The organism is Solwaraspora sp. WMMD1047 (genome assembly GCF_029626155.1).
GTDB lineage: Bacteria > Actinomycetota > Actinomycetes > Mycobacteriales > Micromonosporaceae > WMMD1047.
The window spans coordinates 2,856,442-2,880,667 of record NZ_JARUBL010000001.1 but is presented as its reverse complement, the minus strand read 5'-3'; the positions used below and the strand labels follow the sequence as shown (position 1 = coordinate 2,880,667).

The 24,226-nt window shown below is 72.8% G+C and carries 23 protein-coding genes; 8 read left to right on the top strand and 15 right to left on the bottom strand.

From position 1 onward, the window contains the following. Positions 1-37: 37 nt before the first annotated feature. Positions 38-742: a transcriptional regulator gene (locus O7627_RS13280; RefSeq protein WP_278093816.1), complete on the bottom strand. Its 705-nt coding sequence runs from the start codon at positions 740-742 to the stop codon at positions 38-40. A 169-nt stretch (positions 743-911) separates the two neighbouring features. Between O7627_RS13280 and O7627_RS13275 the strand changes: the two genes are divergently transcribed. Further along, positions 912-1,796: a DUF4328 domain-containing protein gene (locus tag O7627_RS13275; RefSeq protein WP_278093815.1), complete on the top strand. Its 885-nt coding sequence runs from the start codon at positions 912-914 to the stop codon at positions 1,794-1,796. A 10-nt stretch (positions 1,797-1,806) separates the two neighbouring features. Here the strand turns inward: O7627_RS13275 and O7627_RS13270 are convergent, their stop codons facing one another. From O7627_RS13270 to O7627_RS13260, 3 genes are all read right to left on the bottom strand, one after another. Then, positions 1,807-2,748, bottom strand: coding sequence for a sigma-70 family RNA polymerase sigma factor (locus tag O7627_RS13270; RefSeq protein ID WP_278093814.1), 942 nt, complete (start codon positions 2,746-2,748; stop codon positions 1,807-1,809). A gap of 10 nt (positions 2,749-2,758) precedes the next feature. Beyond that, positions 2,759-3,940, bottom strand: coding sequence for an FAD-dependent oxidoreductase (locus O7627_RS13265; protein ID WP_278093813.1), 1,182 nt, complete (start codon positions 3,938-3,940; stop codon positions 2,759-2,761). 87 nt (positions 3,941-4,027) lie between these two features. Next, the gene (locus O7627_RS13260; RefSeq protein WP_278093812.1) at positions 4,028-4,426 is read right to left on the bottom strand and encodes a hypothetical protein; all 399 of its coding nucleotides are present in this window, start codon (positions 4,424-4,426) and stop codon (positions 4,028-4,030) included. A 150-nt stretch (positions 4,427-4,576) separates the two neighbouring features. Between O7627_RS13260 and O7627_RS13255 the strand changes: the two genes are divergently transcribed. Together O7627_RS13255 and O7627_RS13250 are read left to right on the top strand one after the other, a co-directional pair. Further along, the gene (locus O7627_RS13255) at positions 4,577-5,359 is read left to right on the top strand and encodes a helix-turn-helix transcriptional regulator (RefSeq protein WP_278093811.1); all 783 of its coding nucleotides are present in this window, start codon (positions 4,577-4,579) and stop codon (positions 5,357-5,359) included. After that, entirely contained in the window at positions 5,350-5,535 is a 186-nt protein-coding gene (locus tag O7627_RS13250; protein WP_278093810.1) for a DUF397 domain-containing protein, read from the top strand. Before O7627_RS13255 ends, O7627_RS13250 begins: the two co-directional genes overlap by 10 nt. A 170-nt stretch (positions 5,536-5,705) precedes the next feature. Here O7627_RS13250 and O7627_RS13245 read toward each other — a convergent pair whose 3' ends face one another. The 7 genes from O7627_RS13245 to pgsA all read right to left on the bottom strand — a co-directional run bounded on the left by O7627_RS13245 (position 5,706) and on the right by pgsA (position 11,765). Then, complete coding sequence (locus O7627_RS13245; protein WP_278093809.1) at positions 5,706-6,455, bottom strand: YebC/PmpR family DNA-binding transcriptional regulator; 750 nt, start codon at positions 6,453-6,455, stop codon at positions 5,706-5,708. Between the two features lie 244 nt (positions 6,456-6,699). Beyond that, on the bottom strand, positions 6,700-7,314 hold the full coding sequence (pdxT, locus tag O7627_RS13240) for a pyridoxal 5'-phosphate synthase glutaminase subunit PdxT (RefSeq protein WP_278093808.1): 615 nt from the start codon (positions 7,312-7,314) through the stop codon (positions 6,700-6,702). Between the two features lie 76 nt (positions 7,315-7,390). Then, a complete protein-coding gene (pdxS, locus tag O7627_RS13235) occupies positions 7,391-8,314 on the bottom strand; it encodes a pyridoxal 5'-phosphate synthase lyase subunit PdxS (protein ID WP_278093807.1) in 924 nt (307 codons plus the stop codon). 154 nt (positions 8,315-8,468) lie between these two features. After that, complete coding sequence (locus tag O7627_RS13230; RefSeq protein ID WP_278093806.1) at positions 8,469-8,963, bottom strand: hypothetical protein; 495 nt, start codon at positions 8,961-8,963, stop codon at positions 8,469-8,471. Positions 8,964-9,010: 47 nt separating this feature from the next. Then, positions 9,011-10,171 (bottom strand): glycosyltransferase family 4 protein, encoded by a 1,161-nt coding sequence (locus tag O7627_RS13225; protein WP_278093805.1) that lies wholly within the window; start codon positions 10,169-10,171, stop codon positions 9,011-9,013. A gap of 14 nt (positions 10,172-10,185) precedes the next feature. Continuing rightward, positions 10,186-11,133: a phosphatidylinositol mannoside acyltransferase gene (locus O7627_RS13220; protein WP_278093804.1), complete on the bottom strand. Its 948-nt coding sequence runs from the start codon at positions 11,131-11,133 to the stop codon at positions 10,186-10,188. Further along, positions 11,130-11,765: a phosphatidylinositol phosphate synthase gene (pgsA, locus tag O7627_RS13215; protein ID WP_278093803.1), complete on the bottom strand. Its 636-nt coding sequence runs from the start codon at positions 11,763-11,765 to the stop codon at positions 11,130-11,132. The genes O7627_RS13220 and pgsA overlap by 4 nt, the downstream gene beginning before the upstream one ends. Positions 11,766-12,017: 252 nt before the next feature. Here pgsA and O7627_RS13210 point away from each other — a divergent pair, with 252 nt between their 5' ends. Further along, a complete protein-coding gene (locus O7627_RS13210) occupies positions 12,018-14,186 on the top strand; it encodes an elongation factor G-like protein EF-G2 (RefSeq protein ID WP_278093802.1) in 2,169 nt (722 codons plus the stop codon). A 19-nt stretch (positions 14,187-14,205) separates the two neighbouring features. Here O7627_RS13210 and O7627_RS13205 read toward each other — a convergent pair whose 3' ends face one another. Both O7627_RS13205 and thrS read right to left on the bottom strand, forming a co-directional pair. Beyond that, complete coding sequence (locus O7627_RS13205; RefSeq protein ID WP_278093801.1) at positions 14,206-14,772, bottom strand: HIT domain-containing protein; 567 nt, start codon at positions 14,770-14,772, stop codon at positions 14,206-14,208. A gap of 67 nt (positions 14,773-14,839) precedes the next feature. Next, positions 14,840-16,900: a threonine--tRNA ligase gene (gene thrS / locus O7627_RS13200; protein ID WP_278098265.1), complete on the bottom strand. Its 2,061-nt coding sequence runs from the start codon at positions 16,898-16,900 to the stop codon at positions 14,840-14,842. Positions 16,901-17,087: 187 nt separating this feature from the next. On the opposite strand from thrS, the gene O7627_RS13195 reads away from it, so the two are divergent. The 3 genes from O7627_RS13195 to O7627_RS13185 all read left to right on the top strand — a co-directional run bounded on the left by O7627_RS13195 (position 17,088) and on the right by O7627_RS13185 (position 20,423). Next, entirely contained in the window at positions 17,088-18,230 is a 1,143-nt protein-coding gene (locus tag O7627_RS13195; RefSeq protein ID WP_278093800.1) for a class I SAM-dependent methyltransferase, read from the top strand. Between the two features lie 82 nt (positions 18,231-18,312). Continuing rightward, entirely contained in the window at positions 18,313-19,002 is a 690-nt protein-coding gene (locus O7627_RS13190) for a response regulator transcription factor (RefSeq protein WP_278093799.1), read from the top strand. A gap of 29 nt (positions 19,003-19,031) precedes the next feature. After that, positions 19,032-20,423, top strand: a complete 1,392-nt coding sequence (locus tag O7627_RS13185; RefSeq protein WP_278093798.1) for a HAMP domain-containing sensor histidine kinase — start codon at positions 19,032-19,034, stop codon at positions 20,421-20,423. 816 nt (positions 20,424-21,239) lie between these two features. Here O7627_RS13185 and O7627_RS13180 read toward each other — a convergent pair. Then, positions 21,240-22,265: an adenosine deaminase gene (locus tag O7627_RS13180; protein WP_278093797.1), complete on the bottom strand. Its 1,026-nt coding sequence runs from the start codon at positions 22,263-22,265 to the stop codon at positions 21,240-21,242. Next, the gene (locus O7627_RS13175; protein WP_278093796.1) at positions 22,262-23,137 is read right to left on the bottom strand and encodes a methyltransferase domain-containing protein; all 876 of its coding nucleotides are present in this window, start codon (positions 23,135-23,137) and stop codon (positions 22,262-22,264) included. Before O7627_RS13175 ends, O7627_RS13180 begins: the two co-directional genes overlap by 4 nt. Positions 23,138-23,239: 102 nt before the next feature. Between O7627_RS13175 and O7627_RS13170 the strand changes: the two genes are divergently transcribed. Then, positions 23,240-24,223 (top strand): aldo/keto reductase, encoded by a 984-nt coding sequence (locus O7627_RS13170; RefSeq protein WP_278093795.1) that lies wholly within the window; start codon positions 23,240-23,242, stop codon positions 24,221-24,223. Positions 24,224-24,226: the final 3 nt, after the last annotated feature.

Sequence of the window (24,226 nt, the reverse complement as noted above, 5' to 3'; positions counted from 1 at the left end):
GGGTGCGGTGGCTGTCGGCCACCCCCGCCGACCGACTCTAGGGCCGCAGGAAGCGATACGGAACGGTATCGTTTCGTATGTGGCCGGCGTCACCCGCCTGGCCGCATCGGCGTACCGCCTCCCGCAGCGATCCGAGCCGGGCCACCGGTCCGGGCAGCCGCGCCGGCCAACCCGGCCCGGCCGCGAAGACCCGGGTCTCCGGCAGCCCCCGGGCCAGCCGGACGAGCCGATGGTCCCGGCCGGTGGCCTGGGTCTGCGCCCACACCACCACGGTCTGCGCGGCGGTCCGGCGGGCCGCGGTCGACAACGCGCTCCACGGCACCGCGGCGCCCAGCAGCAGGCACGACCGGCCGCGTTCGCGCAACGCGGCCGCCAGCGCGTGCAGCGCCAGACAGTGCTCCTCCCGCTCCGCGGCCGCCAGCAGCACCCCGCGCACCCGTCCCGGTCCCGGTTTCTCCGGCCGGCCCGGACCGCCCTGGTCCGGGCGCGGCGCGTGCCGGTCCAGGCCGGCCCGGATGCCCTCCGACAGCGTGTGCTCGACCGCGATGTCGATCCCGGCCCGGCCGGGCAGGCCAGCCAGCAGCGGTACGCAGAGCTGGTCCCACACCTCCACCACGCCCGCCGCCCCGGCCAGCTCCGCCACCAGGTCGGCCACCCGGTACGGGTCGAGCCGGTCACCGGCCCGGCGCAGCCGGTCGCGGGCCGGCTGCGGATCCACCCGTGACGCCCCCTCGGTCAGCACCCTGGCCACCCTCCCGGAGTCGACGATCCCCTACCGGGACACTTCGTCGGGAGGTCACCGGTTGGATGCGGCCGGCCCGGACCGGTCCGGCGACCGCGCCGACAAACCGGGCTGCGGTGAGTCGACCGACGCCCTAAGCTGGCCGCTCATGTCTACACAGGAGTAACCGATGATCTGCCGAACCTGCGGCGCGGCGCTCGCCGTCTCCGACGCCTTCTGCCCGACCTGCCAGGCACCCGCCCCACCGCCCATGGTCCGGCTCGGCGCACGTACTTACCCGGTGACCGGGATCGGCACCGCCGCGGTGGTGGCCGCCTGGGTCACCGCCGGGTTCACCGTGGCGTACTGGCTCTCCACCCTGATCGGCAGGTCACTCGCCGTCCAGGCCCGGGACACCAGCGACCCGGCGCTGCTGGACGTCGCCCTGCTGGTGACCGTGCTGGTCTCGCTGCCGCTGGTGGTCGCGCTGCTGACCACGGCGGTCCTGACGATCATCTGGACCTACCGGGCCCGCAAGAACCTGGACGCGTTCCCGGACGCGGCGACCCCCATCTCGGTGGGCTGGTCCATCGCCGGGTGGCTGGTGCCGTTCGTCAACCTGGTCATGCCCTACCGGGTGGTGGCCAACATCGCCCGGGAGACGCTGCGCCGGGCGGACACCCCGACCGTGCTGAAGGTGTGGTGGGCGGCGTGGATCGGGTGGGCGATCGTTGACCGGCTGGTCAGCCGCGCCGACGAACAGACCTACGGGAGCCTGCCCCAACTGCTCAGCGCCCGCTCCGACTACCAGCGCTACGTCGGATACTACGGCGAGGCGTTCGGGTACCAGGCGATCGTGGCCGCGGTGATGGTGCTCGCCGCGTACACCTTCACCAGGGTGATCCGGCAGATCAGCGCCGCGCAGCGGGACCGCATCGCCGGCAGCACACCCGCGTTCCACCCGGTCCCCGGCATGGCGGTGCCGGCCACCCTGGCCGGCCCGGCGCACCCGACGACGCCCGGCCGCCCGGCTCAGCCGTCAATGCCCGGGTCCGGAGCCGACGCGGCAGGCTGACCGCCGCCGGTCACCAGGATGTGATGACCGGGGCGGCCGGCTCGCGCCGCCGCCACCAGCGGGTGAGGCGGCCGAGCCGGCCCGGGTCGGCGATGCCGCAGACGGCCGCGATCCGGTCGTCGCGGACCGCCAGGACCACCACTCCGACGACCCGGTCGCCGAGCGCGGCGATCAGGGCGGGCGAGCCGTTGACCACCTCGGCGTACATCGACGGGGAGCCGCCGACCAGCTTCCGCTTCGCCGGGGTCGGCAGGAAGGCGGCCCGCAGGGCGATGGCCAGCCGCCGCGGGTCCGCGTGCCGCAGCAGTTTGCGGGCCGGCCCGAAGCCGGCGCCGTCGGAGATCCCGGTCGCGTCGTCGGTGAGCAGCGCCACCAGCCGGTCTACGTCGCCCGAGGAGGCGGCGGCGACGAACGCCTCGACGACCCTGCGGGCGGCGGCCTGGTCGATCCGACCACCGGCCCGCCCGGCGGCGATCCGCTGCCGGGCGCGGTGCGCGTGCTGCTGGCTGGCGGACTCGGTGATGTCGAGGATCTCGGCGATCTCGGTGTGGCGGTAGGCGAACGCCTCGCGCAGCACGTAGACCGCCCGCTCGACCGGGGAGAGGCGCTCCATCAGCAGCAGCATCGCCAGGGTCACCGATTCGCGCTGCACGGCGGTGTCGGCCGGGCCGAGCATCGGGTCGCCGTCGAGCAGCGGTTCGGGCAGCCACTCGCCGGCCGCCCGCTCGCGCCGGGCCTGCGCCGACCGCAGCCGGTCGAGGGACACGTTGGTCACCACCTTGGTCAGCCACGCCTCGGGCACCTCGATGCGGTCCCGGTCGGCGGCGTGCCAACGCAGGAACGTGTCCTGCACGGCGTCCTCGGCGTCGGCCGCCGACCCGAGCAGGCGGTACGCGAGCGAGGCCAACCGGTCCCGGTTGGCCTCGAAACGCTCCACGGTGGCGGCGTCCATGACGGCCACGCTAGTCGGCCACCGCCGGCTGGACCGGGCGGTGCGGCGCCTTCGCCAGGCGACGCCGGCGGGCCGGCAGTCCGTAGGTCGGGTTGCTGATGCCCCAGGTGGCGCCCCTGAGCACGAAGTTCTTGACCAGCGAGGCGGGCCGGCCGCGCAGCGCCCATGATCTCGACCGCGCCGCGCCGTCCACCGTCTGGAAGATCGCGTCCCGGCTCCCGAGGCTGATGCAGTTGCCGAGGTAGGCCAGCGAGGTCTTCGGGATCCGCTGCCCGGTGAGGTCGCCGATGATCGCGGCCGTCGCCTGCATCCGGGTGAAGCCCGCCGAGCCGCAGGACATCGGCAGCGGCTGGCCGTTGTCGCCGATGACGAAGGCGCTGTCCCCGGCCGCGTAGACGTCCGGGTGGGAGACGGACCGCATCATCCGGTCGACGGTGATCCGGCCGTCGGACTCGACGGCAAGGCCGCTGGCGGCGGCGATCGGATGCACGGCGAACCCGGCCGCCCACACCGTCACGTCGGCCGACAGCGCCGTGCCGTCGGTGGCGACGGCGCCGGTCGGCTCGACCCGAGCGACGGTGGTGTGCTGCGCGACGGTGATACCGAGCCGGTCGAAGGCGCCCAGCAGGTGCCGGCGACCCGACGGGCCCAGCCAACCACCCAGTTCGCCGCTGGTGGCGAGGCTGACCCGCAGCCCGGGTCGGCACTCGGCGATCTCGGTGGCGACCTCGATGCCGGTCAGGTTGCCGCCGACGACAAGCACCGAACCGCCATCGGGGAGATCGGCCAGGCGCTGCCGCAGCCGCAGCGCCGCCGGCCGCCCGGCGACGTCGAAGGCGTGCTCGGCCACGCCCGGAACACCGTGCTCGCCGATGGTGCTGCCGAGGGTGTAGAGCAGGGTGTCGTACCCGATCTGGTCGTCGCCGGCGCTGACGGTGCGCCGCCCGGCGTCGATCGCGGTGACGCGGGCCACGCGCAGCTGGATGCCCGTGCCCGCGAACATCTCCGCCAGGCCGAACCGGCGCAGGTCCCGGCCGGCGGCGAGCTGGTGCAGCCGAATCCGTTCGACGAAGTCCGGTTCGGCGTTGACGACGGTGATCTCGAAATCGTCGGGGTGCAGGTGGCGGGCGAGGACGCCGGCGGCGGAGGCCCCGGCGTATCCGGCCCCCAGAACGGTGATGCGGTGCGGCATTTCTGGCTCCCGTCTGTTCGCGTGCCCTTTGAACGCGGCAGCGGCGGGATATCTGACAGCTCGCCTTATGACGTGGGTCACGGGGGGCTATCGGTCCGGCTCGCCGGGACTCTCGGCCCGATGATCGGGAGCCAGCTCGGAGAGCCGTTTCTGTGCCTGCCGGCCGTACCAGCAGAGTCCGGTCAGTTCGCCGAGCGGTAGGCCGCATCGACACATCCGGTCGCCATCCGGCGCGTGGCGCGCGAGCATCATCCGCAGCGAGTCCGCCTGGACGTGCCGCGGAATGGTGTCCGGGAACAGGACCGGTCCCTGGATCGGCCCGATGGACGGGACCGGCCGATCACGTTCGTCGTAGCGGCGGTGGGGCTCGACGCGGCCCGGGTTGTCGTGGTGCCCGCCGATGCGCCGACTGTTGATCGGCCGCCACCTGCCGTACCGCCCGACCGGCGGACGGTTGCCTGTTCGGTGTTCGTCGTCGTTTCCCATCTGCGCTACCTCCGGTCGAATCGGTAGGTGGGCTCCACTGTTGAAATCCACCCTGGACGACAGACCATGAGGGTCGGAAGATTATTGGTACGACTCAGGGTTTGCACAATGTCAGCGCAACCCGAGTGAACGTGAGGATGTGAATGGGTTGTGGCCGGCAGCGACTTTCTGATAAGGCACCTTCGTCGACTGCGCGAGTTGATCGGGCTCAGCCAGGACGCCTGGGCTGCCAAGATCCATTATTCGGCGCAGCACGTCGGCGGCATCGAGCGCGGCGAACGCCCGGTGACCCCGGACTACCTGGCAGCAGTTGACCAGGCACTCGGGACGTCCTTTGTCGAGTACTACGAGGGGCACATTCGAAACGAGGTGACCCCGATCTGGCTGAAGTCGTGGTTCGAGCATGAACGTGAAGCGGACCTGTTGCGGCACTTCGAAACCGTCATCGTCCCCGGCCTGCTCCAGACCGAGGCCTACGCACGCGCCATCATCGGAACCGAGTTGGCCGGTGCCGCAGCAGAGGAAGCCGTGATGAATCGGCTTGCCAGGCAGGCAGTCATAACCCGCAACGACAGCCCTGCCCGGTTGGTCGTGACTCTCGATGAAGGTGTGCTCTATCGGCCGGTCGGCGGACCGACGGTGATGCGCCCACAGCTTCTTGCGCTGGTGGAGGCGATCCAGCGCCCGAACGTGAGCATCTACGTGGTGCCGTCGCACGTCGGCGCGTACGCCGGGCTCAACGGGCCGCTTGCGCTCGCCAGCGTCCAGGGACGCACGGTAGGGCTGGTCGACGGCCATCCGGAGGGTGGTGTGGTGGAGAACCCGGTGGGCGTGACAGCCCTTGAAAGAAGGTGGGAGGCGGTACGCGAGTACGCTGAGCCGCAGCACCGGAGCCTTGAACTCATCACGAAAGCGGCGGAGTCATGGACCTGAGGAGTACCCCGAACTGGCGCACGTCCCGCCGCAGCACCGCGACGGGTAACTGCGTGGAGGTCGCTGACAATCTCCCCGGTCGGGTGCTGGTGCGGGACAGCAAGGACCAGGCGGGACCGTCGCTGACCTTCGGGCCGTCCGCGTGGGCCGCGTTCCTCCAAGCGGTGAAGCGGTAGCCCCCCTGCGCCGACAGCGGCCAGGTGTGCGCGTGGCGCAGTCGATGATCTGAGCGCTACTGCTGTTAAACCTCGCCGGTAACAGCAGTAGCGCTCAGATCATCGAGGGGATCGCGGGTGGGCGGTCGGTGTTCATGATCATGGCGGCGCCGGCGCGCCCGGGGCGGGGGTCAGGCGACGGCGGCCATTACCTCGTCGGAGACGTCGAAGTTGGCGTAGACGTTCTGGACGTCGTCGGAGTCCTCCAGGACGTCGATCAGCTTGAAGATCTTGCGGGCGCCGTCCTCGTCGAGCGGGACCCGGACGCTCGGGACCAGGGACGACTCGGCCGAGTCGTACTCGATGCCGGCCTCCTGCAGGGCGGTGCGGACCGGGATCAGGTCGTTCGGCTCGGAGATCACCTCGAACGCCTCGTCCAGGTCGTTGACCTCCTCGGCGCCGGCGTCCAGGACGGCGAGCAGCACGTCGTCCTCGGAGAGCCCGGCCTTCGGCACGATCACGACGCCCTTGCGGGAGAACATGTACGACACCGAGCCGGCGTCGGCCAGCGAGCCGCCGTTGCGGGTCAGCGCGGTGCGTACCTCGGTGGCGGCCCGGTTGCGGTTGTCGGTCAGGCACTCGATCAGCAGCGCCACGCCGTTGGGGCCGTAGCCCTCGTACATCACGGTCTGCCAGTCGGCGCCGCCGGCCTCCAGACCGGAGCCGCGCTTGACCGCCCGGTCGATGTTGTCGTTGGGGACGGAGCTCTTCTTCGCCTTCTGGATGGCGTCGAAGAGGGTCGGGTTGCCGGCCGGGTCACCGCCGCCGGTGCGCGCCGCCACCTCGACGTTCTTGATCAGCTTGGCGAACATCTTGCCGCGCTTGGCGTCGATGACCGCCTTCTTGTGCTTGGTAGTCGCCCACTTGGAGTGGCCGGACATAGGTAACCTCCGTCGTCAACCGCCGCCGTCCCGGCTCCACCGCCCGCGGCGTCCGCGGGTCGGCGCCACGCCCACAACAATCGGGTACGCGCGAAGCGCCATCGATCATGGCCGTGCAGCCGTGGCGAGCGGAACCACCCGCCGGACGGGGCAATCCTACCGGCGGCCCCCGGGGTGCTGTCACACCCCGTACAACGGGTCAGCCCGCGGCCCGGACCAGCCCGGCCGGAACCGGGCGCGGCGGTCAGCCCGCGGCCCGGACCAGCTCCACGAAGTAGCGGTGTACCCGCAGGTCACCGGTCAGCTCCGGGTGGAACGCGGTGGCCAGCAGGTTGCCCTGCCGGACGGCAACGATCCGCCCGGCCGCCGCACCGCTGGTGACCCGCCCCAGCACCTCGACCCCGGGGCCGACCCGCTCCACCCAGGGCGCCCGGATGAACACGGCGTGGAACAACGGCCCGGGCACGCCGGCGATCTCCACGGGCGCCTCGAACGAGTCGACCTGCCGGCCGAACGCGTTGCGCCGCACGGTCATCTCGATGCCCTCGAAGCCCCGCTGGTCGGGGCGGCCGTCGAGCACCTCGGTGGCGAGCATGATCATGCCGGCGCAGGAGCCGTAGACGGGCATCCCGTCGGCGACCCGCTTGCGGATCGGGTCGAGCAGCTCGAACTCCACCGCCAGCCGGCTCATGGTGGTCGACTCGCCACCCGGCACCACCAGCGCGTCGACCTCGTCGACCTCACCGGGGCGGCGCACGACACGCGCGTCCGCGCCCGCGTCACCCAACGCCCGCAGGTGCTCCCGCACATCCCCCTGCAGCCCCAGCACCCCCACCACCGGCCGCCCGCTCACACCCACCCCCCGCTCTTCGACATGATCCGGAAGGATCCGGGTCGCCGCTGCGACCCGGATCCTTCGTGATCACGCGACCGGCTCACCAGCCGCGCTCGGCGAGGCGGTGCGGGGCGGGGACCTCGTCGACGTTGATGCCGACCATCGCCTCGCCGAGGCCCCGGGAGACCTTGGCCAGCACGTCGGGGTCGTCGTGGAAGGTGGTGGCCTTGACGATGGCGGCGGCCCGCTGGGCGGGGTTGCCGGACTTGAAGATCCCGGAGCCGACGAAGACGCCCTCGGCGCCGAGCTGCATCATCATCGCCGCGTCGGCCGGGGTGGCGATGCCGCCGGCGGTGAAGAGCACCACCGGCAGCTTGCCGGTCTCGGCCACCTCGCGGACCAACTCGTACGGCGCCTGCAGCTCCTTGGCCGCCACGTACAGCTCGTCGGCGGGCAGCGAGCTGAGCCGGCGCAGCTCGGCGCGGATCTTGCGCATGTGGGTGGTGGCGTTGGAGACGTCCCCGGTGCCGGCCTCGCCCTTGGACCTGATCATCGCCGCGCCCTCGTTGATCCGCCGCAGCGCCTCGCCGAGGTTCGTGGCGCCGCAGACGAACGGCACCGTGAACGCCCACTTGTCGATGTGGTTGGCGTAGTCGGCGGGGGTCAGCACCTCCGACTCGTCGACGTAGTCGACGCCGAGCGACTGCAGCACCTGCGCCTCGACGAAGTGGCCGATCCGGGCCTTGGCCATCACCGGGATGGAGACCGCGTTGATGATGCTGTCGATCATGTCCGGGTCGCTCATCCGGGAGACGCCGCCCTGCGCCCGGATGTCGGCGGGCACCCGCTCCAGGGCCATCACCGCGACCGCGCCGGCGTCCTCGGCGATCTTGGCCTGCTCGGCGGTGACCACGTCCATGATCACGCCGCCCTTGAGCATCTCCGCCATGCCGCGCTTGACCCGGGCACTGCCGACGACGGGGGTGCCGGTGGTGGATTCGGAACTCACGGTGGACTCGGACACGGTGACGTCGCTCCTCGCAGGCGGAATCCGATGCTGGGGAACCCGACCCGGCGGCCGGACCCGGGCCCGATGCTACGCCGCCGACCGGCGGCGACCGACAGCCAATCGACCAACCGGTGGCCTGCACTGTGGCCGGGCTCACCTGCCGAGCGGGTCAGGCGATGGTCAGGTCCGGCTGGGCGGCGAGGGTGGGGTCGTCGACGTCGAAGTAGTGCGGCCGGTCGTGCTTGCGGGCCATCCGCAGCAGCCGGACCAGCGGGCGGCGGCGGGCGGAGAGCGCGTCGCGGACCAGGTCGGTGTGCAGCTGACGGGCCAGCGCCAACCGGCGGCTGGCGGCGACCACCGAGGCGGCGGCCGGGTCGTCCGGGTCCAGCCGGGCGGCCCGCAACTGGCGGGTGAGGTCGTTCTCGGCCGCCTCCCGCTCGTCCGGCCCGGCGTCCAGCGCGATCCGGGCCGCCGCGTACAGCTCCGTGGCGTACCGCTCCTCGGCGAGCACCGCGGCGGCGGCGGCGCGGCGCAGCAGGTGGGCCTCCAGCGCCCGGGCGGCCGCCGCGACCCGGGTGTGCAGCCGCTCGACCCGGGCGGCCGTCCAGGTCAGGTAGACCGCCACCAGCCCGACCGCCAGCGCGGCGCCCACCACCCACCACATGCCCGGCATCGTAGTGCTGCCTCAATCCCCGTCGGTCCGGTACGTCATCAGCTCGGTGCGGTCCACTCCACGTCCATCACCCGGCCGTCGGTCGCCTCGATCGCCGTCGCGTACACCTCAAGCACCCGGCGGGCCACCGTCGGCCAGTCGAACGCGGCCACCACCTGGCTGGCGCAGGCGGACAGCTCGGCCCGGGCGGCCGGATCGTCGAGCAGGTCGCTGACCGCGGCGGCCAGGGCGGCCGGATCGCCGGTCGGGAAGAGCCGCCCGGCCCGCCCGCCGTCCAGCACCCGACGGAACGCGTCCAGGTCGCTGGCGACCACGGTGGTGCCGGCCGCCATCGCCTCGGTGAGGATCATGCCGAACGACTCGCCGCCGATGTTCGGTGCCACGTACAGGTCGACGCTGCGCAGCATCCGGGCCTTCTCCTCCTCCGAAACCCGGCCCAGAAAGGTGATCCGGTCACGCAGCTCGACCGGCACGCCCTCGTGCAGGTCGGTCAGGTCACCCGGGCCGGCGACCAGCAGCCGCAGGCCGGGCCGGCTGCGGGCCAGGTCGACGAAGGCGTCCCGCAGCACCGGGAAGCCCTTACGCGCCTCGGTGAACCGGCCGAGGAAGCCCAGCGTGCCCCCGGTGCCGACGCCGCTCGGGCCGGGCCAGCCGGGCAGCGGCTCGGCCCCGGCGAACTTGCCGACCGCCACCCCGTTGGGGATCTCGACCGCGCCGCCGTCGAGGTGTTCGACCTGCAGCTTGCGGGCCAGCGCGCTGACCGCGATCCGGGCGGTGATCCGCTCCAGCACCAGCTGCAGCATGCCCTGGGCGGCGGCCAGCGCCTTCGACCTGGTCATGGCGGTGTGGAAGGTGGCCACCACCGGCCCGCGCGCGGAGAGCACGGCCAGCAGCGAGACGCTCAGCACGAACGGTTCGTGCACGTGCAGCACGTCGAAGTCGCCGCGGGCCAGCCAGCGCCGCACCCGGGCGGTGGAGAGCGGCCCGAAGGTGATCCGGGCCACCGAACCGTTGTAGGGGAACGGCACCGACCGGCCGGCCGGCACCACGTAGGGCGGCAGTTCGGAATCCTCGTCGGCGGGTGCCAGCACGCTCACCTCGTGGCCGAGACCGAGCAGCGCCTCGGCGAGGTCCATCACGTGGTTCTGCACCCCGCCCGGCACGTCGAAGGAGTACGGGCACACGATGCCGATCCGCACAGCGCCCCTCCCCCTCAGGCCGGCTCGGACGGCGCCACCGGGGCCGGCGTCGGCGGCTGCGACGGGGCCCGTGTCGGCGACGCCGGCTCGACCCACATCCGTTGCAACATGTGCCAGTCTTCCGGATGCCGGGCGATCCCGACGGCCAACTGGTCGGCGATCTGCTGGGTGATCGCCCGAACCCGCTGGTCAAGGGGGGCGCTGTCGGGATCCGGCACGGTCAGCGGGCCGGTCAGCGCCGCTCGCGCCATGTCCGGTTCGTACCACATTGAGGTGACGTAGAGCGGCGCCCCGGTCCGGATCGCCAGCAGGGCCGGACCGGCCGGCATCCGGGTGGGGGCGCCGAAGAAGGTCACCGGCACGCCCCGTGCGGAGAGGTCCCGGTCGGCCAGCAGCGGCACCAGGTGGCCGCGAGTCAACCGGTCCGCGAGCACGTCCACCGGCGGCTGCTGCCCGCCGGTGAGCGGGATGATCTCCATCCCGAGCCGCTCCCGGAAGGCGACGAACCGCTCGTAGACCCCCTCCGGCCGCAGCCGCTCGGCCACCGTGGTGATCGGCCAGCCCTTCGCCGCCACCCAGGCCCCGGCGGCGTCCCAGTTGCCGGCGTGCGGCAGCGCGACCACCACACCCCGGCCGGCGGCCATGTCGGCGGCGAGCAGATCCTCCCCGTCCAGCCGGAAGGTCGCCAGTCGCTGCTCGCGGCTCAGCACCGGCAGTCGGAACATCTCCATCCAGTACCGGGCGTACGAGCGCAGGCCGGCCCGCACCAGCGCGTCGAACTCGGCCGGCGGCAGGTCGGGGCCGACCACCCGGCGCAGGTTCTCGGCGAGTCGGGCCGTACCCCGGCCGCCCTTGCGGTGGGCGTGGTCGGCGCCGGCGCGGAAGGCCGCCGCCGCGACCGGTCGGGGCAGCGCCCGGATCAGCCGCCAACCGGCCAGGTAGCCGAGTTCGACCGGGGTCACCGGCCGACCCCGCTGGGTTCGGCCCGGTTGGCCTGCCGGTGGACGTGCGCGATCCGCTGGCCGACGGTGAACAGCGAGACGGCCGCCAGCAGCCAGAGCGCGGCGACCAGTCCCCAGGAGAGCAGCCCCAGGCCGGTCAGCAGGCCACCGACGCCGACGATCAGCAGCCGTTCGGTGCGCTCGGCGATGCCCACGTTGCAGGTCATCCCGAGGCCCTCGGCCCGGGCCTTGACGTAGGAGACCAGCCCGCCGAGCAGCAGGCAGGCCAACGCCGCCGCCACCCCCCACCGGTCGCCCTCGGTGGCCAGCCAGTACGCGACCGCGGCGAACACCGCACCGTCGGCGACCCGATCCATGCTGGAGTCGAGGAACGCGCCGAATTTGGTGGAGCCGCCGCTCATCCGCGCCATCGTGCCGTCGAGCAGGTCGGTGAGGGCGAAGACGGTGACGATCAGCGCGCCGGCCACCAGGTGGCCGCGGGCGCCGAAGCCGAGGGCGCCGACGAGCACCCCGACCGTGCCGGCGACCGTCACCGCATTGGGGGTGACCCCGATCCGCAGCAGGCTCCGGGCGATGGGCTCGACGACGCGGGTCAGGCCCGCCCGTACCGACACTTGGAAGATCTTCGCCATGGCGGTCCCACGATAACGGTCGCCGTACGCGGGTGGTACGACCGGCCGGGCCTAGTTGCCGGTGCGGGGTTGTGTCCGGTCCCGCGCGGGTGTGAGATCGAAGCAGGGAGGGTGACACAATTCACCCGCAAGCCCGTCACCGTCCCGGTGCACAGCACACCACCCGAGGATATCGCCGCGGACACGTCCGGGCCGCTCCCCCGCTCGCGCGGCGGTCGCCACCAACCACCGGTTCGCAGGGAGGTGCGCCCGATGGCGCAGAAGACTCAGGAGAAGGGGGTCACCGGCGCCGCGCCGGTGGTGGATGCCCCCGGCAGGGTACGCAACGTGGTGCTTGTCGGCCATTCCGGCGCCGGCAAGACCACGCTGGTGGAGGCGCTGCTAGCGGCGACCGGCACGATCGGCCGGCCCGGCGCGGTCACCGACGGCAACACGGTCTGCGACCACGACCCGGCCGCCGTCCGGCAGCAGCGGTCGGTGAGCCTGTCGTGCGCCCCGTTGCTGCACGACGGGGTGAAGGTGAACCTGCTGGACAGCCCCGGGTACGCCGACTTCGTCGGTGAGCTGCGGGCCGGGCTGCGGGCCGCCGACGCGGCGCTGTTCGTGGTCTCGGCCGGCGACGGCATGGACGCGGCCACCGCCACCCTGTGGGAGGAGTGCGCGAGCGTCGGGATGCCCCGGGCGGTGGCGGTCACCCGGCTGGACCACCCGCGCGCCGACTTCGACGAGACGGTGGCGCTGTGCCAGCGGGTCTTCGGCGACAACGTGCTCCCGCTGTACCTGCCGATGCTGGGCGACGACGGGGTCTCGGTGGCCGGCCTGATGGGTCTGATCACCCAGCGGGTCTTCGACTACTCGGCCGGCCCGGTCCCGCAGGTGCGCGAGCCCGACCCGGAGCACCTGCCGGCCATCGCGGAGGCCCGCAACGAGCTGATCGAGGGGATCATCGCCGAGAGCGAGGACGAGACCCTGATGGACCGCTACCTGGGCGGCGAGTCGATCGAGGTGTCGGTGCTCATCGAGGACCTGGAGAAGGCGGTCGCCAAGGGTCACTTCTATCCGGTGGTGCCGGTCTGCGCGGCGACCGGGGTGGGGCTGGACACGCTGCTCGAGGTGCTGACCGCCGGCTTCCCGTCGCCGCTGGAGCACGACCTGCCGCCGGTCACCGGGGTGGACGGCTCGCCGCGCCCGCCGCTGCACTGCGACCCGGCCGGGCCGCTGGTGGCCGAGGTGGTCAAGACCACCATCGACCGGCACGTGGGGCGGGTGTCGCTGGTGCGGGTCTTCTCCGGCACGCTGCGCCCGGAGCAGACGGTGCACGTCTCCGGGCACGGGCTGACCGAGCGGGGGCACCCGGACCACGACGCCGACGAGCGGGTGGCGCACATCTACTCGCCGCTGGGGGCGGCCCTGCGCGAGGTGCCGTACTGCGTGGCCGGCGACGTCTGCGCGCTCACCAAGTCCGGCAGCGCGGAGACCGGTGACACCATCTCGGCCAGGGAGCAGCCGCTGCTGATCGCGCCGTGGGAGATGCCCGAGCCGCTGCTGCCGGTGGCGATCGTGGCCAGGACCCGCTCCGACGAGGACGCGCTGGCGAAGAACCTGGCCCGGCTGGTGGCCGGCGACCCGACGATGCGGCTGGAGCGCAACCCGGAGACCCATCAGCTGGTGCTCTGGTGCATGGGTGAGGCGCACGCCGACGTGGTGCTCGACCGGCTGCGGTCCGGCGGGGTCGAGCTGGACACCGAGCCGGTGCGGGTGGCGCTGCGGGAGACCTTCGCGGTCGGCTCGAAGGGCCACGGCCGGCATGTGAAGCAGTCCGGCGGGCACGGTCAGTACGCCGTCTGCGACATCGAGGTGGAGCCGCTGCCGCGCGGGGCCGGCTTCGAGTTCACCGACCGGGTGGTCGGCGGCGCGGTGCCGCACAACTACATCCCGTCGGTGGAGAAGGGGGTACGGGCCCAGCTCGACCGGGGCATCGTGGCCGGCTACCCGATGGTGGACGTACGGGTGACCCTGGTCGACGGCAAGGCGCACAGCGTGGACTCCTCGGACGCGGCGTTCCAGACCGCGGGCGCGCTGGCCCTGCGGGACGCGGCCGAGAAGGGCCAGGTCACCCTCTTGGAGCCGGTCGACGAGGTGACGATCCGGGTGCCGGACAGCTGCGTCGGCGCGGTGCTGAGCGACCTGTCCGGCCGGCGCGGCCGGGTGCTGGGCACCGAGCCGGACACCAGCACCACCGAGCGGAGCCTGGTCCGGGCCGAGGTGCCCGCCACCGAGCTGGTCCGGTACGCGGTGGAGCTGCGCTCGATGACGTCGGGGGCGGGCACCTTCCGCCGGTCGTTCGTGCGGCACGACCCGATGCCGGCGCACCTGGCCGACCAGGTCCGCAAGGACCACGCGGCGGGCGCCGGGCACTGACCCGCGCGGGCCGACCCGCTCAGCCGGCGGGTGCCGGGGGTGGGTCGGCCCAGGCGCGGGCGAGCAGGTCCCGGGTGTCGACGAGCAGCTGCGGCAGGATCTTCGTCCGGCCGATCACCGGCATGAAGTTGGCGTCGCCACCCCACCGGGGCACCACGTGCTGGTGCAGGTGGGCGGCGATGCCGGCACCGGCCACCCCGCCCTGGTTCATGCCCAGGTTGAAGCCGTGCGCGTTGCTGACCCGGCGGATCACCCGCATCGCCGTCTGGGTGGCGGTGGCCAGCTCGACGGTCTCGGCCGGGTCCAGGTCGGTGTAGTCGGCGACGTGCCGGTACGGGCAGACCAGCAGGTGGCCGGGGTTGTACGGGTAGAGGTTGAGCACCACGAAGACCCGTTCGCCCCGGGCCACCACAAGGCTGTCGTCGCCCTGCCGCCCGGGGGCCAGGCAGAACGGGCAGCCGGTGGGCTGCTCGTACCCCTCGGCGGGGCGGTCCTCACCGGCGATGTAGGTCATCCGGTGCGGGGTCCAGAGCCGGTCCAGGCCGTCCGGCACCCCGATCTGCGCGTGCTGCGCCGCCCCTGTCACGGGTTCGATCCTACGAGCAGCGCGCCGGTTGCCGGCTCCGCGCTGCCGCCCGGATTCCGCCGGCGGATCAGGCCGGCGCCCCGTCGACCGCGCTGGGGCCGGTGTTGGTCCGCGAGCGGACCACCTCGACCACGTGCGCCACCGCCTCGGCCAGCGGCACGCCGTTGCGTTGGGAGCCGTCCCGGTAGCGGAAGGAGACCGCGCCCGCCTCCACGTCGGCGTCCCCGGCGATCGCCATGAACGGGATCTTCTGCTGCTGGGCGGTGCGGATCTTCTTCTGCATCCGGTCGTCGGAGCCGTCCACCTCGGCCCGGATCCCCTCGGCCCGCAGCATCGCCACGAACGAGGCGAGGTATTCGGCGTGCTCGTCGCGGATCGGGATGCCGACCACCTGGACCGGCGCGAGCCAGGCCGGGAAGGCGCCCGCGTAGTGCTCGGTGAGCACCCCGAAGAACCGCTCGATCGAGCCGAAGAGCGCCCGGTGGATCATCATCGGCCGCTGCCGGGTGCCGTCGGCGGCCTGGTACTCCAGGCCGAACCGGCGGGGCTGGTTGAAGTCGAGCTGGATGGTCGACATCTGCCAGGTCCGGCCGATCGCGTCCCGGGCCTGCACGGAGATCTTCGGCCCGTAGAAGGCGGCGCCGCCCGGGTCGGGCACCAGCTCCAGGCCGGAGTCCTCGGCGGCCTGCCGGAGCGTCTCGGTGGCCTCGGCCCACTCGGCCTCCTCGCCGATGAACTTGTCCGAGTCGTCGCGGGTCGACAGCTCCAGGTAGAAGTCGTCCAGCCCGTAGTCGCGCAGCAGGTCGAGCACGAAGGTGAGCAGCGAGCGCAGCTCGGCGGGCATCTGCTCGCGGGTGCAGTAGATGTGCGAGTCGTCCATGGTCAGCCCGCGTACCCGGGTGAGGCCGTGCACGACGCCGGACTTCTCGTACCGGTAGACGGTGCCGAACTCGAACAGCCGCAGCGGCAGCTCCCGGTACGACCGGCCGCGGGCCCGGAAGATCAGGTTGTGCATCGGGCAGTTCATCGCCTTGAGGTAGTACTCCGCCCCCTCCATCTGCATGGGCGGGAACATCGTCTCGGCGTAGTACGGCAGGTGCCCGGAGGTCTCGAAGAGCTGCGCCTTGGTGATGTGCGGGCTGTTGACGAACTCGTACCCGGCCTCCTCGTGCCGGCGCCGCGAGTAGTTCTCCATTTCGCGGCGGATGATCCCGCCCTTGGGGTGGAAGATCGCCAGCCCGGAGCCGATCTCGTCGGGGAAGCTGAACAGGTCCAGCTCCGCGCCGAGCTTGCGGTGGTCGCGCCGGGCGGCCTCCTCCAACACCTTCAGGTACGCCTTGAGCGCGTCCCGGGTCGGCCAGGCGGTGCCGTACACCCGCTGCAGCTGCGGGTTGCGCTCGTTGCCCCGCCAGTAGGCGGCGGCCGAGCGCATCAGCTTGAACGCCCCGATCAGCCGGGTGGTCGGCAGGTGCGGGCCGCGGCACAGGTCCGACCAGCAGACCTTCTCCGAGCCGGCGTCGAGGTTGTCGTAGATGGTCAGCTCGCCGCCGCCGACCTCCAGCTCCTCGCTGGGGTCGAAGCCGGCGCCGGCCGTGCCGACCTCGGTCGCCTCCGCCGGCTGCTCGGTGCCGCCGACGCTCTTGACGTCGATCAGCTCCAGCTTGAACGGCTCGTCGGCCAGTTCGGCGCGGGCCTGTTCCGGGCTGTCGAAGCGCCGCCGCCGGAACCGCTGGCCGGACTTGATGATCTCCTGCATCCGCTTCTCCAGCCGGGTCAGGTCCTCGGGCTGGAACGGGCGGGGCATGTCGAAGTCGTAGTAGAAGCCGTTCTCGATCGGCGGGCCGATGCCGAGCTTCGCCTCCGGGAAGGTGTCCTGGACGGCCTGGGCGAGCACGTGCGCCGTGGAGTGCCGCAGCACGGTCAGCCCGTCGGGCGAGTCCAGGGAGACCGCCTCGACCCGGGTGTCCACCGCCGGCACCCAGTCCAGGTCGCGCAGCCGGCCGGGTTGACCGGCGCCGGCGCCCTCGCGGACCACCACGATCGCCTTCGGCCCGTGGGCGGGCAGGCCGGCCGCGGCCACCGCCTCGCCGGCCGTCGTCCCGGCGGGTACGACGACGGTGTCGTCCACCGCGGCGGGGCGGCCGGTCGGGGGCTGCGGTGCGGACACGGTGACTCCTTCGATCGGGTGTGCCTCGGCGGCCGGCCCGCGTCCCGAGCGGACGAACGGGCGAAAACCGAGTCGGTGGCGCCTGCGATGTTATCGGTCCTGGTTTCTACTGCTGCCGCCGACGCGTCCCCGGCGTTACATTGACGCCGTGGGAGCCTCTGACATGATGGGTACCCTGCAGCGCAGGTACGAGACGTTTTTCGCATCGCGACCCGCGGTGCCGTTCGCGGTCGCCGGCCCGGACGGGTCGGCGCACCTGCTCGGCGGAGCCGAGCCACTCTTCACCATCAAGGTCACCGACCCGCGCGGCGCCAAGGCGCTGGCCGGCCTGGACCAGTTCGGGGTGGCGGTCGCCTATCTGCAGGGCTGGCTGGACGTGGAGGGCGACCTGGCCGCCGCGCTGCGGATCCGGGCGTTCTTCACCGACCGGCATCCGATCGCCTGGCTGGGCCGGTTCGTGCCGGCCCTGCTGCGTGGCCGGCAGGAGGACGACCGGCGGGCCATCTCGCACCACTACGACGAGGACTCGGAGTTCTTCCTGACCTTCCTCGACAGCCGGCACCGCTGCTACACCGAGGGGGTGTTCGCCTCCGACGACGAGCCGTTGGAGGACGCGATGACCCGCAAGATGGATCTGGCGCTGGCCGCGATCGGGGTCGGCCCGGGTGACCACGTGTTGGAGGTGGGCGGCGGCTGGGGGGCGTTCGCCGAGCACGCCGCCCGGCGCGGCATCCGGGTGACCACCACCACCCTGTCCCGGGAGTCGGAACGGTTCCTCACCGAGCTGTTCGAGCGGGAGCGGCTGCCGGTGCGGGTGGTCCGGCAGCACATCTACGGCTTCCGGCCGGACCACCGGTTCGACGCGATCGTGAACATGGGCGTCACCGAGCACCTGCCCGACTACCGGACCACCCTGCGCAAGTACGCCGAGTTGCTGCGCCCCGGCGGTCGGGTGTACCTGGACGCGCTCGCGATGCGGCGCAAGCACCTCTCCTCGACGTTCATGAAGCGCTACGTCTACCCGGGGGCGTCGGCGCCGCTGCTGCTGCACCAGTACCTGCGGCAGGTGGCCCGCTCGCCGTTCGAGCTGCTCAGCGTCGACGACGACCGGCACAACTACTACCTGACCTGCCGGGAGTGGGCCTGCCGGCTGGACGCCGCCCGGGACGAGATCGTCCGCCGCTGGGGCGAGCCGCTGTACCGGCGGTTCCGGCTCTTCCTGTGGGGTTCGGCGGCCGGCTTCGACACCGGCCTGGTGCAGGCCTACCGCTGGGTGCTGCGGCTGCCCTGACCTGACCGGCTGACCCACTCCGGCGCCCCGCCGCCCGGACGGCCACCGGCAGCCGACTTGCCACGCGCAGTACGGTCACTACGTGGCCACGGTCCTCCTGGTCGAAGATGACCATGTCGTACGCGGCGCGATGCTGCGCTCGCTCGCCGACCGCGGGCACGCGGTGCACGCGGTCGGCACGGCTCTCGACGCCCTGCGTCGGGTCGCCGCGGAAACCCCCGACCTGGTGGTGCTCGACCTGGGGCTGCCGGACCTGGACGGCTCGGACGCGCTGCGGATGCTGCGCGGCATCACCGACGTCCCGATCATCATCGCCACCGCCCGCGACGACGAGCAGGCGATCGTCCGGCTGCTGCGGGCCGGTGCCGACGACTACATGGTCAAGCCGTTCACCGGCGCGCACCTGGACGCCCGGATCACCACCGTGCTGCGTCGGGTCGGCCGGGCGAGCCGTACGGTGGCACCGGCGGTGCACGAGGTCGGCGGCCTGCGGGTGGACGTCGGCGAGCGCAGCGCGCACCTGGACGGCGTCCCGCTGGCGCTGACCCGCAAGGAGTTCGACCTGCTCGCCTACCTGGCGGCACGGCCCGGCAGGGTAGTCTCCCGCCGGGAGCTGTTGGAGGAGGTATGGCGTCAGCCATCGGTCGGCGAGGATCAGACCATCGACGTGCATCTGTACTGGCTGCGCCGCAAAATGGGCGAGTCCGCGGCGAAGCCCCGCTACCTGCGCACCGTGCGGGGGGTCGGGTTCCGGTTGGTGGCACCGGACTGAGGCCCGCGCTGGCCTATCTCGGGGCCGGCATGACCTCGATCGTGGCGCTGGTCTTCCTGATCCCGCTCGGCCTCGCGCTGCAGCAGGAGACCCGGGAGGCGGCGCTCGCCGACGCCGCCCGGCGCAGCGGCGTGATCGCCGGCGCCCTGGCGGTCAGCACCGATCCGGAGGTGCTCAGACGCGCCATCGCCGAAACCGGTGACCCGCCCGAGCAGCGGCCGGTCCTGCACGGCCTGGAAACCGGCGGTACGCCGCTGGCCGCCGCCGAGGAGGTGGCCAGGGTGGGCGCCACCGGTGAGCCGGCCGTGGTCGACGTGCCGGGCGGGGTGGCCCGGCTGGAGCCGGTGTCCGCCGGCGACCGGATCGTGGTGGTGGAGGTCTTCGTCCCGGAGTCGGCGCTGACCGCCGGTACCGGCGGCACCTGGCTCATGCTGATCACCATCGCGGTCGGGTTGGTGGTCGCCTCGGTGATCGTGGTGGACCGGCTGGCCGCCAAGGCCGTCGCCTCCGCCCGCGGCCTGGTCAAGGCCGCCCTCGCCGTCGGCGACGGTGACCTGGGGATGCGGATCCAGCCGAGCGGGCCGCGGGAGCTGGCCGAGGCCGGCTACGCCTTCAACCGGATGGCCGACCGGCTGGTGACCTCCCGCACCGACGAGCGGGAGCTGGTCGCGGACCTGTCGCACCGGTTGCGTACGCCGCTGACCGTGCTCCGGCTGGACGCCGACGCGCTCGACTCCGACGACACGAGCGTGGGTTCGTTCAGCGCGGCCGAGCTGGACCGGCGGCGCACGATCCGCCGGATCCGGCAGGCGATCGTCACCCTGGAGGGTGAGATCGACGTCCTGATCAACACCACCCGCAAGACGGTGGCGCACGAGGCCGGTCCCGGGATGTGCGATGTCAGCGAGGTGGTCCGGGACCGGATGGTGTTCTGGGCGGCGCTGGCCGGGGACCAGAACCGCGCCTACCGGGTCACCGGGGCGCAGTTGCGGATCCCGGTGCCGGTGGCCCGGGCCGAGTTCGCCGCCGCGCTGGACGCGGTGCTCGGCAACGTCTTCCGCTACACGCCGCAGGGCACCGATTTCGAGGTGGCCGTCTCCCGCCGCGACGGCTACGTGGCGGTCCGGGTCGACGACGCCGGCCCCGGCATCGCCGACCCGGAACGGGCGCTGCGGCGCGGTGCCAGCGACCGGGGTTCGACCGGACTGGGGCTGGACATCGCCCGGCGGGTGGCCCAGCAGGCAAACGGTTCGGTGAGCATCGACCGGGCCCGGCTGGGTGGGGCCAGTGTGGTGATGCTGCTCGCCGACCCGGAGGCCGCACCCCGGCAGGTGAGCCGGTTCGGGCTGGTCGGCCGGCTGGCCCGGGAGCGCGAGCCGGGTGGCCGCCGCTGGCCCCGGCAGCGCCCCGACCGGGACTGACTTCCGCGCCCGTCGAGCGGCTCGGCGGACGGCCGTCGAGCGGCTCGTCCGGTGGCCGTCCGGCGGCTCGTCCGGTGGCCCGAAAGGGCTTCGGCAGGGCTCCGATGGGAGCGCGCCCAATTATCCGACCTTCCCGACCAAAGTCCGCTCTGACCTGCGGAAACTCCAATACGGCCGGCGCCGTGAAGTTGATCAGTCCACTGTCGACCGCAGGGGAGGCTCAAATCCGTCTTAGGTCTGGGTTAACGCCGCACCACTGGCGCGGGTCGAATGGCAACATCAATGGCGATCCCATCCTGTTCCGCCGGGCCAACACCCACAGTCGCACCCAACCCCGGCCCGGCGGAGCCGTGCGCGCGGCGGGAGAAGGTCCCCCACACCTGATCCCGCCGCGCGCGCCACCCCTGCGAGGAAAGCGTGATCTCACGAAAGGACGGTCAGCTGAAACCGCAGCCGCCTTCGTCCCCCCACCGGGGGGAGGACGGTGCTGCCCAGGGATCGTCAGACGGCACCACCAGCGACGGAACGCTCGCGCCCGCTGTCGGCAGCGGTGCGGCAGCGCGATCGTCGCCCACGAACGCTGGCCCGGCGCGGCCGCCCGCAGCACCCCGCGCCGGGCCAGCTTCCACCCCGCACCCGGATGCCGTCCCGGCGGCGGAGACGGCTGCCTCCTCCCGGCGCCTGGTGCGCTGGGTCGCCGTGATCGTGGCGGCCATCATCGTCACCCTGGCCTGCTGGCAGGACCCCAGCTACGCCCAGGGCGGATGCCCGCCAGCGGCGACAGCGACCTGACGGCGGCGGCCCGCCGCCTGACGGTCAGCGCCCGAAGCTCGCGAGGTGGTCGTCGATCTCGGCGATGATCCGCCGCTTGCCCGGCTCGTCCAGGAAGGACGCGGTCACCGCGTCCCGGGCCAGCCCCGCCACCTCCGCCGGCCCGTACGACAGCAGCCGCGCGGCGACCGCGTACTCGTTCTCCAGTGTGGTGCCGAACATCGGCGGGTCGTCGGAGTTGATCGTCACCAGCACCCCGGCGGCCACCAGTTCGGGCAGCGGATGCGCCTCGATCGCCGGCACGCTGCGGGTCCGGACGTTCGAGGTCGGGCTGATCTCCAACGGGATCCGCCGCTCGGCCAGGTACGACAGCAGCTCGGGATCGCGCACGGCGCTGATGCCGTGACCGATGCGTTCCGCGCCCAGCTCGCGCAGCGCGTCCCAGATGGTCTGCGGGCCGGTGCTCTCGCCCGCGTGCGGCACCGACCGCAGCCCGGCCGCCCTGGCCTGGTCGAAGAAGGGCTTGAACTGCGACCGGGGTACGCCGATCTCGGGGCCGCCGAGCCCGAAGCTGACCAGCCCGTCGGGCCGCTGTCCCAACGCGATCCGCAGGGTTTCCTCGGCGGCCGGCAGGCCGGCCTCGCCGGGGATGTCGAAGCACCAGCGCAGCGCGATGCCGAACTCCGCCTCGGCGCCCTTTCGGGCGTCCTCGATCGCCTCGCAGAACGCCGGCGCCGGGATACCGCGCCGCACGTGCGAGTACGGCGTGATCGTCAGTTCGGCGTAGCGGACCTGCTGGCGGGCCAGTTCCCGGGCCACCTCGAAGGTGAGCAGCCGGACGTCCTCGGGGTCGCGGATCAGGTCCACGACGCTGAGGTAGATCTCGATGAAGTGGGCGAAGTCGCGGAACGCGAAGTACTCGGCGAGCAGGTCCGGATCCGCCGGCACCGGGCTGTGCCCCTGGTGGCGGGCGGCCAGTTCGGCCACGATCCGGGGCAGCGCGGAGCCGACGTGGTGCACGTGCAGCTCGACCTTTGGCAGTCCGGCGATGAACGTGGACAGATCGGTCACGACGCGTTCCTTCCGGTGGGGCTGGTCCGGGCGACGAGGAAGATCCGGCGGAACGGGAAGAGCACCGCCCCGTGCCGCACCGGGTACGCCTCGGCGAGCCGGTCGGCCAGCGCGGTCCGGAAGGCGGCCCACCCGCCGCCCGCCGACTCTCCCCCGCCGTCAGCGGCCGGCGCCGGGCTGGCCGACGCCGGGCTGGCCGACGCCGGGCTGGTCGGCTCGTCGGCGGCCAGTGCGGCGCGGATCGGCCGCAGCGCGGTTCCGGTCAGCCAGGTGAGGACGGGATGCTCGGCGGTGTCGGCGGAGAGCTGGTGCACGTAGGTAGTCTCCCAGGCGTCGACCGCGCAGCCCGCGCCGGTCAGCAGGGTGGCGTATCCGACGGCGTCGTCGACCGAGGTTCCGCGGACCAGGGGCGCCAGCCGCTCCCGCCACCGCGGGTCGTCGGCCACCTCCCGCAGGGCGCGGTGGGACGGGGCGTCGAAGTTCCCCGGCACCTGCATCGCGAGCCAGCCACCGGCCGGCAGTCGCTCCACCCAGCCGGTGAGCAGCCGCTGGTGGCCGGGCACCCACTGCAGCACCGCGTTGCAGACCAGCACGTCGTCGTCGGGGCCCGGGGTGAAGTCCCGCACGTCGGCGACGGCGAAGCGGGCGGTCGAGCCGGTCCGCCCGGCGGCCCGGATCATCTCCGGCGCGGAGTCCAGGCCGGTGACCCGGGCCGCCGGCCACCGGGCGGCCAGGACGGCGGTGAGGTTGCCGGGACCGCAGCCGAGGTCGACCACGGCCCGGGGTCGCTCGGCGGGCACCCGGGCGAGCAGATCGTGGAACGGCCGGGACCGCTCGTCGGCGTACCGCAGATAGGTTTCCGGGTCCCACATGATCCCCTCCCCGGTGGCCGGGCGACAAAACCGTACGTACGTCTTGTTGGATGTTATGGCCTCCGAGGTGGGCGCACAACCTCGGCGACTAGGCTCGCCAGCGTGGAAAAACGCGACTTCTCCCGAATCGGGCGCCAGGTGGGCGTCATCGGTCTCGGCGCCTGGCAGCTCGGCGCCGACTGGGGTCAGGTGGACGACGCCGACGCCCTGGCGACCCTCGCCGCGGCCGTGGATGCCGGCGTCACCTTCATCGACACCGCCGACGTCTACGGCGACGGACGCAGCGAACAGCTCATCGGCCGGTTCCTGCGTGAGCGACCCGACGCCGGGCTGACCGTGGCCACCAAGATGGGTCGCCGGGTGGCGCAGGAGCCGGCGGCCTACACGCTGGAGAACTTCCGCTCCTGGAACGACCGGTCCCGCGCCAACCTCGGGGTCGACACCCTCGACCTGGTGCAGCTGCACTGCCCACCGACGCCGGTGTTCCACAGCGACGCCGTCTTCGACGCCCTCGACACCCTCGTCGACGAGGGCCGGATCGCGGCCTACGGGGTGAGTGTGGAGACCTGCGACGAGGCGCTGGCGGCGATCGCCCGCCCCGGGGTGGCCAGCGTCCAGATCATCCTGAACGCCTTCCGGCACAAGCCACTGGACCAGGTGCTGCCCGCCGCGGCCGCCGCCGGGGTCGGCATCATCGCGCGCGTCCCGCTGGCGAGCGGTCTGCTCTCCGGCCGGTACGACGAGCAGACCCGGTTCGCCGAAAACGACCACCGCACCTTCAACCGCCGGGGCGAGGCGTTCGACGTCGGCGAGACGTTCTCCGGGGTGGACTTCTCGGTCGGGCTCAGCGCGGTGCAGCGGCTGCTGCCGCTGGTGCCGCCCGGGGTGACAATGGCCCAGTTCGCGCTGCGCTGGATTCTCGACCAGCCCGGTGTCACGGTCGTCATCCCCGGCGCCCGCAGCGGTGAGCAGGCCCGCGCCAACGCCGCGGCCGCCGACCTGGCGCCGCTGCCGGCCGCCTCGCTGGCCACGGTCGACGAGGTCTACACCGAGCTGATCCGACCCCAGGTCCACCACCGCTGGTGAGCA